This is a genomic window from Parapedobacter pyrenivorans, assembly GCF_014636865.1.
Lineage (GTDB): Bacteria > Bacteroidota > Bacteroidia > Sphingobacteriales > Sphingobacteriaceae > Parapedobacter > Parapedobacter pyrenivorans.
Genome location: NZ_BMER01000001.1, coordinates 1,985,019 through 1,997,481, shown reverse-complemented (window position 1 = coordinate 1,997,481; position 12,463 = coordinate 1,985,019). Strand labels below are relative to the sequence as shown.

At 49.5% G+C, this 12,463-nt stretch carries 10 protein-coding genes; 4 read left to right on the top strand and 6 right to left on the bottom strand.

The features are described from left to right. Position 1: 1 nt before the first annotated feature. The 4 genes from IEV98_RS24630 to IEV98_RS07875 form a co-directional block, all read right to left on the bottom strand. A complete protein-coding gene (locus IEV98_RS24630) occupies positions 2–691 on the bottom strand; it encodes a collagen-like protein (protein WP_188505326.1) in 690 nt (229 codons plus the stop codon). A 218-nt stretch (positions 692–909) separates the two neighbouring features. After that, complete coding sequence (locus IEV98_RS07885) at positions 910–1,887, bottom strand: hypothetical protein (protein ID WP_188505325.1); 978 nt, start codon at positions 1,885–1,887, stop codon at positions 910–912. A 101-nt stretch (positions 1,888–1,988) separates the two neighbouring features. Further along, on the bottom strand, positions 1,989–2,714 hold the full coding sequence (locus IEV98_RS07880; protein WP_188505324.1) for a tetratricopeptide repeat protein: 726 nt from the start codon (positions 2,712–2,714) through the stop codon (positions 1,989–1,991). Positions 2,715–2,719: 5 nt separating this feature from the next. Then, positions 2,720–3,286, bottom strand: coding sequence for an RNA polymerase sigma factor (locus IEV98_RS07875; protein ID WP_188505323.1), 567 nt, complete (start codon positions 3,284–3,286; stop codon positions 2,720–2,722). Positions 3,287–3,359: 73 nt separating this feature from the next. On the opposite strand from IEV98_RS07875, the gene IEV98_RS24570 reads away from it, so the two are divergent. Both IEV98_RS24570 and IEV98_RS07865 read left to right on the top strand, forming a co-directional pair. After that, positions 3,360–5,345, top strand: a complete 1,986-nt coding sequence (locus IEV98_RS24570) for a PKD domain-containing protein (protein WP_262892473.1) — start codon at positions 3,360–3,362, stop codon at positions 5,343–5,345. After that, complete coding sequence (locus tag IEV98_RS07865; protein WP_188505321.1) at positions 5,333–7,990, top strand: CHAT domain-containing protein; 2,658 nt, start codon at positions 5,333–5,335, stop codon at positions 7,988–7,990. Before IEV98_RS24570 ends, IEV98_RS07865 begins: the two co-directional genes overlap by 13 nt. A 116-nt stretch (positions 7,991–8,106) precedes the next feature. On the opposite strand, the gene IEV98_RS07860 is transcribed toward IEV98_RS07865, so the two are convergent. After that, on the bottom strand, positions 8,107–9,885 hold the full coding sequence (locus IEV98_RS07860) for an OmpA family protein (RefSeq protein ID WP_188505320.1): 1,779 nt from the start codon (positions 9,883–9,885) through the stop codon (positions 8,107–8,109). 172 nt (positions 9,886–10,057) lie between these two features. Here IEV98_RS07860 and IEV98_RS07855 point away from each other — a divergent pair, with 172 nt between their 5' ends. Beyond that, the gene (locus IEV98_RS07855; RefSeq protein WP_188505319.1) at positions 10,058–10,390 is read left to right on the top strand and encodes a YegP family protein; all 333 of its coding nucleotides are present in this window, start codon (positions 10,058–10,060) and stop codon (positions 10,388–10,390) included. A gap of 79 nt (positions 10,391–10,469) precedes the next feature. After that, entirely contained in the window at positions 10,470–11,540 is a 1,071-nt protein-coding gene (locus IEV98_RS07850; RefSeq protein WP_188505318.1) for a branched-chain amino acid aminotransferase, read from the top strand. On the opposite strand, the gene miaA is transcribed toward IEV98_RS07850, so the two are convergent. After that, complete coding sequence (gene miaA, locus IEV98_RS07845) at positions 11,541–12,461, bottom strand: tRNA (adenosine(37)-N6)-dimethylallyltransferase MiaA (protein ID WP_188505317.1); 921 nt, start codon at positions 12,459–12,461, stop codon at positions 11,541–11,543. It abuts the gene before it with no gap. Positions 12,462–12,463 lie beyond the last annotated feature (2 nt).

The following is a 12,463-nucleotide window of genomic DNA, read 5'->3' as shown; positions in this document are numbered from 1 at the left end:
ATTAATCGATAATGCCATACGCTTGTTTGACGGCCTGATAGTTGGCAGTGTTTACATTAGCTTGGGCCGATATCCCACCCGGGATTAAAACGTAGCGATAGGAATAACCATTCAAGGACGTGTTTTCAGACGTCAACACAAGGGATCCCACCCTGGCCCGGTATCCGATTTTATAGGTTGCAGAAGACAACCAACCTTCACCCAATTGAACAACTTCATAAGTACCGTGATTATCTACACGCATGTATACGGCAATTTGGCCGCGATCGAAAATAGCTTGCGTTAATTTAGGAGCAGCAATCTCATAGCTTGTAACGGATGGTGTACTTGGCAAAGTAATCCAACCGCTGTAAATCACATTGGCTGACCCAGGGTCACCCTTCGGGCCTTGGGAGCCGGTAGCACCTCTGGGTCCTACAGGTCCTTGCGCGCCGGTGGCCCCTGTATCGCCCTTATCTCCTTTTGCACCGGTAGCACCGCGGGCCCCTGTTTCCCCCCGGTCTCCTTTATCTCCTTTGGCACCGGTGGCCCCACGGGCTCCTGTTTCCCCCCGGTCTCCTTTATCCCCTTTGGCGCCAAGCTCACCTTGTTCACCTTGAGGACCTACCGCACCTTCTTTGGTACAGCTGATTGACATCCCGGCAATAGCGATCGTAATCACGCAAACTTTGATAAATAACATACTTTTCATAGTCAATGTATTTATTTTCGTAAATGAAATGCTGTATGGACAGCTGTATAGTCTAACCGAAGTAACTGACAATTTATAATGTGATACATGCGAATGAGTGAACAGCCTGTTTTATTGAGTGAACCCCGGGGTTCGGTAAGTTACCGTAACGGAAAACGCCCACACATTACATGCGGGTGCTCCGTATCAGTCGTTGCAAGGCCGGATGCTGGAAAGCATCACAGGTTGTCCAGCCAATCGATGTTCTCCTGGCTGGCGGGTTGCGGCGTAAGCGTGTAGAGATCGTTTGCGGCAATCGTAATTCCCTCCTGCTTGGCAAAATACAAGTTATCCTGCACATCTTTGGCGATGACTACAACCGATATGGATTCGCCGATGGGCAAATTAGGCGTCAGCGAAAAACTTTCCGTTCCGAACCACTGCATGGCAGGGTCGTAATTGAGCCCGATGACCGCATTCAGGTTTTCGAACACCACCATCACCGCAACATCCTGCAGGCCAGTGGCTGAACCGGGGGTGAGCCGTACATGTACATAGGTAAGTTGACTGGGCGGATACGATAGAAACTTATCAACGTTGATCCATCCGAAATTCGGGATATTGAAATCATACGAATACGGACCAACCAACGCTTGTGGCGACTCGTCAAATACCAGCCAGGTAAACGAATCGTCGTCCAATAGGTTGCCATCATAACGGGGCCCTTGATTGAATAAGATCATTCCATTGGGATCGGCGTCTGTGTCGCGTGGTAGTTTTACCGTTACCGGATTGGCACTCGACTGCCCATTAGCTGGATTAAGTTGCAACGTATCCCCGCCCTGCAATACCTCGATGTACAATTCACCGCCAGATTCCAACAATTGGCCGTTGGATTCGGTTGCAACTCCCGACAGCAGCAAATCGCTTTTCGTCAGAATTTCAATGATTCCGATCTCCACTTGCCCCGTAACGAGTACTCCATCTACATCCACGAATGCATCTGCAGGAAAATGGATTTCGGTGCCGCGTTCTCCGGTGATGATAAAGCCGGTAGCCGCATCGCCCTGAAACCGCTGTAAAGGCGAACCATGAGTAGCCATAAAGTCGGCGATGTTAATGGGCTGGGTGGCTGGGTTGAGCTGTTCTTTGTGACAAGCGGAAAACAATCCAGCAAATAATACAATTGATACGATAGGGGATAAAAACGTTTTCATGATTTCTAAATTTAATTAACCATTGTGGCGATGTCTGTCCATAGCCATTGCTTTTATCCGTATATCAACGGAACAAGACGATTGTTACCCTATTCGGAAAATTAATTGGTCAATTTTTGGCGTAGTTTTTCGGCTTTGCCATGGTATTCGCTAGTTTCGGAAACCCGATTGGCTTGATAAACCGCTTCCTCTATCTTACCCAACCGCCATAGCGCTACCGCAAGGAAATAACGTGCATCATCTGCAAATACGGATGTCCCTTCGGCGACGGATTGCAATCGCTCAGCAGCCTGTCCGTAGTCTTTTTTCCCGATGTAACTCAATCCCAGGTAGTATGAATAACGGGTCGTGGCCGAGTCGGTCGCCATCAATGTTTGGAGTAAATCGATACTTCGGGTATAGTCTTCGGCATTGTACGCTTCGGCAGCCAGCAATATGGTGTTTTCCTCGACCGTGCCACGCATCACGGATGAAGGCATATCAGGAAGCGCTTCATAGTCTGTCGCAAACCAACCCAAGAAATTGTATACCAATAAAAGGGATGCAGCCACCGCTACGGGGGCCAGCCACCGCAAGGTGGTGATTTTCTTTCTTTTGCTTTTGTTGCCGAAATGCTGGTTACTCGCCTTCTTTAATGTGGCTTTCAATGCTGGAATCATCGGTATCGCGGCAAGCTGCTTTTCGAGTGTATCTCTGAGCGTCCGTTGGTGCGCCGTCTCCGAATGCAGGGCCTCGTTGTGTTCCAACTCGTGCTCAAAACGGCGGTGTTCCTCTGGCGATAAGGTTCCGTCCAAATAGTCCTGGATGTATTCAAAATAGTTATCCATGTCGTTTACTGTTCACGGTTAAACAACGGATGCGCTTTTACTAATCTTCCCAGTTGTGCCATACACTCGCTTTTTTTCTTACGCAGGTACGCATAGGTCAGGCCCAATTGTTCTGCTATCTTCTCCTGATGCTCCTTGCCCATGCAAGCCTTGATGATGTCACGACAAGTCGAACCCATGGTTTCGAGCACTTGCATCACCGTATTTTCCCGCTCTAACTGATCGGCAATCCCATTGGCTTCCGTTTCGTCATTCTGTTCAAACGTAAATCCGTCGTCCAATGACTTTGTTACCGGATTGCCCGACTTTTTTTTCAATACATTGAACCATTTACGCTTGCAGACAGTCACCAAAAAAGCCTCAAAAGGACAGGTCAACACAAATTTCCCATCGGCACTCAGCCGATAGATGTCGATCAGCGCTTCCTGAAGAATATCGGCAGCATCCGCTTCATCCCCATTGTTGTGCCGGATCATCCGCACGATCTTGTCGGCATATAAGTGGTAGATCTCCACAATTCCCCGACTGTCGTTATGCTGTAAATAGTTAATAAACCGTTGATCGGGATGCATTGCGTAATTGGGTATGATGGTCGTAAAAATAAAAAAAATTCTTATTTTTCACCCAAAACACCAATTGACGGCTATGGAATTAAAACACTACCTAACACTCTGTACATTGCTGATTTGCTGCGCAACCGCCCATGCCAATGGCATAGACACCGTCGAGGCAAAGATTGACGTACAATTCCTCGGCAGTCGAGCAACATTCCAAGCAGAATTACCTACGCTCACCGGGATTCCCGGCGGACGCCAGCCGTTTTACACCTACCTATGGGATTTCGGTGACGGGCATTTCAGTACGGAGGAGACTCCAACGCACCAATATGTTAAACCCGGCGATTATGAGGTCACCCTCTATACCGTTAACAATTACGACAATGGACCGCGGCCCAAACGCCCGACAAGAAAAATCAATGTAGACTCGGCCAAGACAGCCCCCACGCCGATTGCCTCTGCAGCTGAGAAAAACTTCTTCAACGCAGACGGCCTCTTCAAGCTTTCCAAAAATGCCAATGCACTGCCCGGACAAGACATGGTGGTCATCGCGGGGGTCAACACCGCCGAAAGAGGCAGGGTATTCTTGCTGACCAACGAAAAGATCTTCGGCACTGAGGGATTTGTATATGCCGGTCAAACGACTTATAACGACGAAGTCGTCACTTCCCTCGATGATCCGAAAAATCTCGAAAGCCTGTGGGCGACCATACCAAGCGTAACCGTGACACAGAGTGGTAGCCCCGACTACGGCATCCGCGAAGAGCTCGATTTCATGGGCAGTGATGCGATCGACTATTTCGCCGAGCTATACGGCAGCTACAAAACCGTGACGTCTTATGAAGTAGCTGGCAAGAACAGCGCACAGTTTTCTTTGGTCAACCTAGACATTACTCCCGAAATGCTGACAGACACGAATGCGACGGTAACCATCACCGGCGTATTCATTCCCGAAAAAGGCCCCGCCCGTGTGCACCGATTGGATGTGCCGATCGTCACTTCACATGACCCGAACAAGATGTCGCTCAAGCAATCGCGCCTGAGCTATCGCCTGCTATCCAAGCGCAAGGAACTAATGTATAAGGTGCAGTTCCAGAACGACGGCGAAGGTGATGCCAAAAATATCCGATTGGAAATCAAATTGCCCGAAGTGCTCGACCCCACCACCTTCAACTTACTCAACCTATACCCCGAAATCGACTCCTGCGGTATCGATGGTCAGGGTCCATGCTATCAATATAACACCAAGGGACCCGATACGCTGGTATTCCATTTTAAAAACATCGCGCTGCCCGGCTCGAAAGCGCCCGATGTACATGACAAAGACAGCACACAGGGATTTATCCGCTTTACCGTCCGCCCAAAAAAGAAATTGCCTAACCGGTCGTTTAAAGGTCAGACTAATATCTATTTCGACAAAAACGAACCAATTACGACCAATTTTGCGACCGGCAGGTTCCGAAAGGGTTTATCGCCGATTGTATTTGCGGGCTACTCTCACTTCATCCAGCAACCAACGGAAGGTGATAAAGAACGTGTATGGAAAAACGGTCCGATGCTGGGCGTCGGGCTTGCGCCAATCGCTCCTTATCGCAAGCTCTATTGGCAAGTGGAGGTATATGTCAATGCTTACCGTGCTAGCGAAACAACCACGGTATACGAACCCGGTGTGATTGAGTACACCGAACCCGGAACGGACCGCAGGCAAAGATATGAATACGAACGGTATGACCGAGATGTCCACTCCCGATTCATCCAATTGCGGATTGTGCCATTGCACCTCCGATACAACTTCAACAGTTGGGTATCCGCGGGAGTGGGTGCACTTGCCGAAACGGCTATCAACACCAAGCATACCGAAGAACGAACGTACCACTTACTCGCAACCAATGGGGACATCGCGGCACGATTACCATACTCCAATGAACGACTGGCAATGAGCAGGTTACACATCCAATCGTTTGCCGATATCAACTTCGGGCGCACCTATTTGGGCCCTGTTCTAGGTCTGCGCTATGTATACGGCGCCAATCAAGGGCAATTTGGTCAGTTGTATGCAGCATGGCGGCTTTAGTGAAAACCGCACTGGGGTGTTTTGCCCTATGGGTGGGTCTGCTCATGGGGTGCCGGGATACCAAGCGCGATACCCTACAGGCCCCTCATGCCGCAGATGTTGCAGTGGATACATTGGTATTGCTCAGGCAACTTGAACAATTGGGTAATATTGCTTACGACCATCCAGAGCGATTCGTTCACAACCCCGACTCATTCATCAAGCTATTAGCAGCCGAACCCACCACTGCAGAGGGTAAAGAAATGTACGCCTGGCTGTTGCTCAATATTGGCTATGCGCTGCGCGAAAACGGCAATATCCTAGCGAGTGTACGTTATTATGAGCTGGCAATGGACTATTGCATCACTAGTCGGCTTGACGATCCGGATTTTGTACTGTATATCGCCAAACCACTTGGCAATCTCTACACCCAAATCGGCGATCTGCAAAAAGCTTTGCATATTCATCAACGTGCTATTGACCTTTCGAAAGCCCGGCAAAATCTGCAATACCTTCCGGCCCTATACGGCAACATGGCTATCACCTACCAGCAAATCGGATGGCCCGACAGCCTCCGGGCCGCCTGTACACATGGATTGTTGTACGTCCGGGAAAATGATATTCATGCTGCACTGCTTTACAACACCTTGGCACGCAGCCATCAGGAAGTTGATCAGTTGGATAGCGCAGCCTATTATAACGAGCTGGCACTGTCCCTGTTTTCGGGCCGGCCTCTGCAGGGTGACACGCTCATCTGGTATACCGCCGCATTGCACCAGCAGAGCTTTTTGGCAGGCGAACGGCGGCAGCTTCCAAAAGCCCTACAAGCCATCAACCAAGCCCTGGCACTTGCGGAAACCCATCTCCCCAATGGCAAACAGCGCGAAAAAGCGAAGTATTATTATACTCGAGGCAACCTCCATTTCCTGTGCCAACGGCCATTCGATGCCATTCAGGATTTCCAAAAAACACTGTTTCTGTTTTCACCTGATCCGAGATCACCGCACAGTTTTCCCGATTATACCTTCACGGAGGCACTTTGGGGATTGGCGAGGACACATGCCCTTCAACAGTCCGATTCCGCTGCTCATTATTATGTCAAGGCCATCGAAAACGCATATTACAGTCAACAGCTTATTGCAAGCAGTGCAAGTCACTATCAAAATTCCGCCTGGAATCGTAAGCTGCTTCACGAAGCAATGGCCCATCTCTGGCAACGTTACGAACGTACAAGCGACTACACCACTAGCCAATCATTAGCTATGCTCATGCTGTGGATTACTGAATTATCCAAAGGCAGGCAATTACATCAGGAAATCAACCGTTCCAATCAATGGGCTCAGGATAGCGTGAGCAGTGTCCGTCAGCGCCAGCGCCAACGGCTGCAATACCTTTTGCAAGCCCAGACAATGGCAGGAAACCCCCAAGAAAAACTGCGATTACAGCAAGAAGTCGAACAACTTGCTTTTGAGCTTCAACTCGCCGAAAACCATTTTGACCAGTCGTTTGCGCCGCCTGATTTCGATGCGTTTACTACGTCAATCACAGCGCGCTCAGATTCGGCAACGCTGGTGAGTTATTTCATCGATTCCGGGGGGGGTGCCTACTATACCGCAACGGTACGGGGTCAATCGGTTGCGAATCATATTCCGGCTGCATCCCTAAGTGATTTACCCCATTTCATGGAGACCTATTTCGGATATAGCCCCACGGCTTATGACAACGATCCACTAAAATATCAAACGACGGCTTCAGCGATTGCCAACCTATTGCTCCCCACTGCCGGAGGAGCGACCTGCCGGATGATCGTCTCGCCCGATGGCCCATTGTTTACTTTACCGTTTGACGCTTTGGTGAAAGATGGTCATTTTCTTGGCGAGCGCAACACCATCAACTACACGTACACCTTCCTCCTGAATATGCAGGAACACAGTCCCTCACCGCGCCATACCTCCATTGCCGTGCTGGCCAAACAGGATTACCAGGGCACAGGTTTACGGGATTTGCATTTTGTCTCGCATGAAGCGGCGTATCTTGCTACACATTTCAATGCTGACACTTATTTGGACGATGCCGCTACCGATAGCGTTTTCTTTGAGGCATTGGCAAATGGCCAATTCATCCACGTGGCCGCTCATGCCATCGCCGACGGCGTTGGCGGCCCGTATCTAGTCTTAGACCATCCGGTGACTCTTGACAAATTGCAATATATACACACCAGCTCGCCATTGATATTCCTTTCCGCTTGCCAAACTGCTTCTGGCCAGCTACTGCCGGGCGAAGGGGTGGAAAGCCTAAACAAAACTTTTCTGAGCAAGGGCATCCACAGTGTCATTGCTTCCTACTGGACCGTGGATGATCAAACCACAGCCGCACTTGCCCAGCTGTTCTACGACGCACTTGCCGAAACGGGACAACCCGCTCAGGCACTTGCAATAGCCAAAAGGCGATACTTGGCTACCTCACCGCCGCTGTTGCAGAATCCGTGGTATTGGGCATCGCTCCAACTTACCGGAATCGACTCACCGATCTATCTTGAACCTCGGCGGGCGTGGGCAATATGGTCATACTGGACCTTGGGCATCGTAGCCTTCGGCGCGTTGCTGTGGTGGCTAGTAAGGGCCCCTAAACGCCGACTTCAATGCAAAAACGATAAAACCTATTAAATGCTTACAGAATATTTTCATGATGTGCTACCGTGTAGTTTAACCAAGCCAGAACGGTGGCACGGATATCCGCGCAACCGTTCTGGCATTGTTTTTTCGATAGGTTTATGTAGGATTTAATAGCTCAACACATTGATTTCCGTCCGGCGGTTCTGTTCATGGTCTTCTTCCGAACAATCCATTCCGTTTGCGCATGCATTGATTAACCGTGTTTCACCGTATCCCCTTGCCACCATCCGATCCCGGCTAATCCCTTTTGAAACCAGGTAGTCTACGGCCGCTTCAGCCCGGCGTTGCGACAAACGAAGGTTATAGGCATCATTACCCCGGCTGTCCGTATGCGAAGACAATTCGATCCGTAGGGTTGGATTCTGCCGCAGAACGTTGACTACATTGTCGAGAACAAGTGCGGCATCGTGCCGGATATCGCTCTTATCAAAGTCATATAGGATATTTTTTACAATCCAAGAGGTACCCCGCTCCAATGCACAGACCCCCAGTTTAAGCGTCACATAGAGCGTTTTACTACGATCCAACCCTATAGTACTCACGCGTTCGGTCTGCGAATATTTTCCGGATTGGTTGGCTACTACATTGTACGCGGATTGCTGCTCCAGTTGGAAAATAAACTTCCCCTCAACATCCGACACTTGGCTGATGTTCGCTGCTGTGGTTTCATTGGTAAGCATGGTGTTGATGCCGGACATGTACTGCTCGGTTTCACATTCTACGGTTTCCCCTACGAGTGTAAACCGTGGGTCATCGTGCAACAATTCTTTGTAGATGGTTTGGCCTGCCCGCTCAAAGTCGACGGGAGTGATAGTGGCTATGGTTGCTTCGATGCCGTTTTTCTCACCCGAAACATGATAGGTTCCATTTGCGACTGCCACCAACCGTTCCGTTTCGCCAATGGCGTTTGTCGTCGTTGTATGTTCAATACCCGCTCCTTCCACCGTTACTTTCACGCCGCCCAATGCCAACCCTGTCTGTTTATCCTTCACCACCACCACGATATCTTTTGACTCCTCCTGCTTGGGCTTCAATGCAACCACTTCCGCGGGCGGCGGTGCCACCAGCGGCTTGCTGTCCCGTCTCTTCCCAAATGCGTACTTAATCCCCGCAGCGATATTGACAGCTTGTGCAAACGCGCGTCGGATCTCTAGTTTTTCAGCAAAAAACTCGTAAGGATTCTCCACGAAATGACCTTCCGTGAGGGGCTGAGTTATCGGCAGTTCTTCGATGAAAAACTCACTCGGCTTGCCGCCGAAACGTGTGCCTAATGTACTTAGATAATCTCCCTGCACAAAGACACTCAAATTGCGTGCAAGCTCATAGTTGAGTCGCAGTCCACCTACCCCCATCCAGGCAAGTGCCTTGTCAGCTGAGTTGGCGGTACGGCGGATGACCACCGATTGCGTAATCATTCCGCCGCGCACATCGGCCGTCTCATAAACCAGTTCCCTGGTATAATTGGGAAACTGTTGAAATAAAATCCCTCCTTTGGCAAATAATTCTAATTCAAACTTACCCGTTCTGAACCGATAAGTAGGCCCTACAGCCAGTCCCATGTGCTGAAAACGCTTCGCATTGTGGTATGTGGTAGCCGTATAGCCATTCCGGAAAAGCACGCTATCGCCACCCCACAATGGATGCTGAATCATCCGTACATCGATACCCGCGCCGAAATCACCGCCTCCGAAATAGTGGTCGGCAAAAAACCCACCGACATACCCTAAATTGGCTTGGGCCGTGTCTCCGTGATACGTACCTAAAGTAGGACTAATACCACCGAACACCCCCACCTGCCACGGAAAACGCTCTTGCGATTTTACCTCATGATTCCACATCAGCCAAACAAACAGTACAGCCAATGCGACTCGTAAACTATTCTTCATAACAATCTCCATTAATGATTAAACCTGTATTATCTATCGGTATATCACGGGGGGCTTCGGTTTGTTACCCGTTAAAGCCAGATTTAATTTTGATTTAACCGGTAGTTGTTTAAATTAGCCTACTATAGAATCCTTACTAATTATTTTTATGTAAACCAAAAGCATCAGAATCATGGGAAAATTTGTAATTTCAAAACGTAAGAATGGAGAGTTTCAGTTTAACCTTAAAGCCGGCAATGGCGAGATCATCTTGACAAGCGAAGGGTATTCCGCTAAAGCGTCCTGCCTAAATGGGGTCGAATCGGTACGCAAAAATGCGACCGACGACAACCGCTATGAAAGGAAGGAAGCTAAAAACGGCAAATTTTTCTTCAATCTGAAAGCCAGCAATGGCCAAGTGATTGGCAGTAGCGAACTATACGAGTCTGCTTCGGGCCGCGACAAAGGTATCGAATCAGTGAAACGCAATGCCCAGGATGCTACCATAGACGATCAAACAGCCTGATAAGCAAAGCGGATCGGAATGAAATCTTTTCTTCCAATCCGCTTTTTTTCCTAACTTGCACACCTAAGATGATACAGCTATGAACGAGGCAGAAACTACAGCAATCCGGGTGGAGCAAACGCAACAATCGAGGCTCCCACAAGTCGATTTCAACAACCTGAAATTTGGTCAAATTTTATCCGACCACATGCTGGTGGCGGAATATGCGAACGGGCACTGGGCGGATGTGAGCATCGTGCCTTACGGAAACCTGTCGTTGAGCCCTGCCACATCGGCATTGCATTATGGCCAGGCGATTTTTGAAGGCATGAAAGCCTACAAATTTGCTGATGGCACGGTGAGCGTATTCCGGCCTGACAAAAACAACGAGCGGTTCAATAAATCTGCCCTTCGACTGGAAATGCCGGAAGTACCGGAAGAACTATTCATCGGCGGACTCAAGACGTTGCTCGACCTCGACCGCGATTGGGTACCGAATACAGATGGCGCCTCGCTCTATATCCGACCATTTATGTTCGGAACGGAAGCCGCATTAGGTGTTCACCCCTCCGATTCGTACAAATTTATCATTATCACCGGCCCGGTAGGTGCCTATTACAACAAACCCTTGCGGCTAAAGGTAGAGACACATTTCACCCGTGCAGTCGAAGGAGGCGTAGGATTCTCCAAGAATGCGGGGAATTATGCCCTCTCGCTCCATCCCACCCGGCTTGCACAGGAAGAGGGATTTGACCAACTGATGTGGACGGATGCCATAGAACACAAGTATGTGGAAGAGGCGGGCACAGCCAATCTGGTATTTCGCGTAGGCGATACAATCATTACCCCCTCTGCTGACACCATACTTCACGGGATCACACGCCGTACAATCGTCGAAATCGCCCGGCATTGGGGTTATCAGGTTGAAGAACGCAAGGTCTCGGTCAAGGAATTGGTTGATGGTATCGAAAATGGAAGTGTCACTGAGGCATTTGCTGCTGGTACAGCGGCCACGCTTACGCCAATCACAGAGCTTGGATATGAAGGTAAACGGTATATACTATCGGATCCCACCACGCGCGAATTCTCCAACAAGGTCCTGCAATACCTCAACGATTTGCGTTACGGCCGCATCGAAGACGAATTCGGTTGGAATCTTATCGTAGATTGATTATATACGGTTACCAGGTTGTACCCTCGAAGCAATATAGTCAGCAATCTGCACCATATCTCCCGGTTCAAACCACTTGGTTTCCGCATCCTTCCTGAACCAAGTGAGTTGACGCTTGGCATACCTTCGCGTATGCTGTTTAATTTTTTCGACAGCTTGCGGCAACGTATACTCGCCATCGAGGTGATCGAATAATTCGGCATAGCCGACCGTTTGAAGCGGGAGTTTATATCGATAGGGTAGCAACGATTCTACCTCTTCCAACAAACCTGCCTCCATCATGGCGTCGACCCGTGCGTTGATGCGTTGATAAAGACACTCGCGATCCATATTCAAACCTATTTTCAGCACCTTGAAAGGGCGCTTAGCAACCTGTTTGCGTCGGAAATGAGAAAACGGCACGCCTGTACTTTCGTAGACCTCAAGTGCGCGGATAACGCGCTGTGGATTATGGATATCCACTTCGCTATAATAAAAAGGGTCGACTTGTTTCAACAGGTGTTGGAGGTATTCCAAACCCCGTCTCCGATAGGCGGCATTCAGTTGTTCCCTAACGCCTGCCAATGGTTTGGGCAAATCATCTAATCCTTGACATACCGCATTGACAAACAACCCCGATCCCCCTACCAGGACAACAATGTCATGCCTCGAAAACAAATCTTCCAGCTGCTTCAGCGCATCGCGTTCGAAATCGCCAGCGGAATAGTCGTCCGTTATCGAATGAGAATCGATAAAATAATGTTGTATAGCAGCCAACTCGTCTTTGGAGGGCTTCGCCGTACCGATGTTCATTTCACGGTAAAGCTGTCGGGAGTCGGCGGAGAGCACAACCGTATCGAAATGCGTTGCCAGTCGGACACCTACGGCCGTCTTTCCGATGGCAGTAGGCCCCACCACACAGATCAACGTCTTTTCCCGCATCA

What these genes read in the sequence shown, in the direction of transcription:
- miaA (WP_188505317.1), bottom strand. Translation starts at nt 12,461, where the DNA reads ATGCGGGAAAAGACGTTGATCTGTGTGGTGGGGCCTACTGCCATCGGA.
- IEV98_RS07855 (WP_188505319.1), top strand. Translation starts at nt 10,058, where the DNA reads ATGGGAAAATTTGTAATTTCAAAACGTAAGAATGGAGAGTTTCAGTTT.
- IEV98_RS07885 (WP_188505325.1), bottom strand. Translation starts at nt 1,887, where the DNA reads ATGAAAACGTTTTTATCCCCTATCGTATCAATTGTATTATTTGCTGGA.
- IEV98_RS24570 (WP_262892473.1), top strand. Translation starts at nt 3,360, where the DNA reads ATGGAATTAAAACACTACCTAACACTCTGTACATTGCTGATTTGCTGC.
- IEV98_RS07860 (WP_188505320.1), bottom strand. Translation starts at nt 9,885, where the DNA reads ATGAAGAATAGTTTACGAGTCGCATTGGCTGTACTGTTTGTTTGGCTG.
- IEV98_RS07865 (WP_188505321.1), top strand. Translation starts at nt 5,333, where the DNA reads ATGGCGGCTTTAGTGAAAACCGCACTGGGGTGTTTTGCCCTATGGGTG.
- IEV98_RS07875 (WP_188505323.1), bottom strand. Translation starts at nt 3,286, where the DNA reads ATGCATCCCGATCAACGGTTTATTAACTATTTACAGCATAACGACAGT.
- IEV98_RS24630 (WP_188505326.1), bottom strand. Translation starts at nt 691, where the DNA reads ATGAAAAGTATGTTATTTATCAAAGTTTGCGTGATTACGATCGCTATT.
- IEV98_RS07880 (WP_188505324.1), bottom strand. Translation starts at nt 2,714, where the DNA reads ATGGATAACTATTTTGAATACATCCAGGACTATTTGGACGGAACCTTA.
- IEV98_RS07850 (WP_188505318.1), top strand. Translation starts at nt 10,470, where the DNA reads ATGAACGAGGCAGAAACTACAGCAATCCGGGTGGAGCAAACGCAACAA.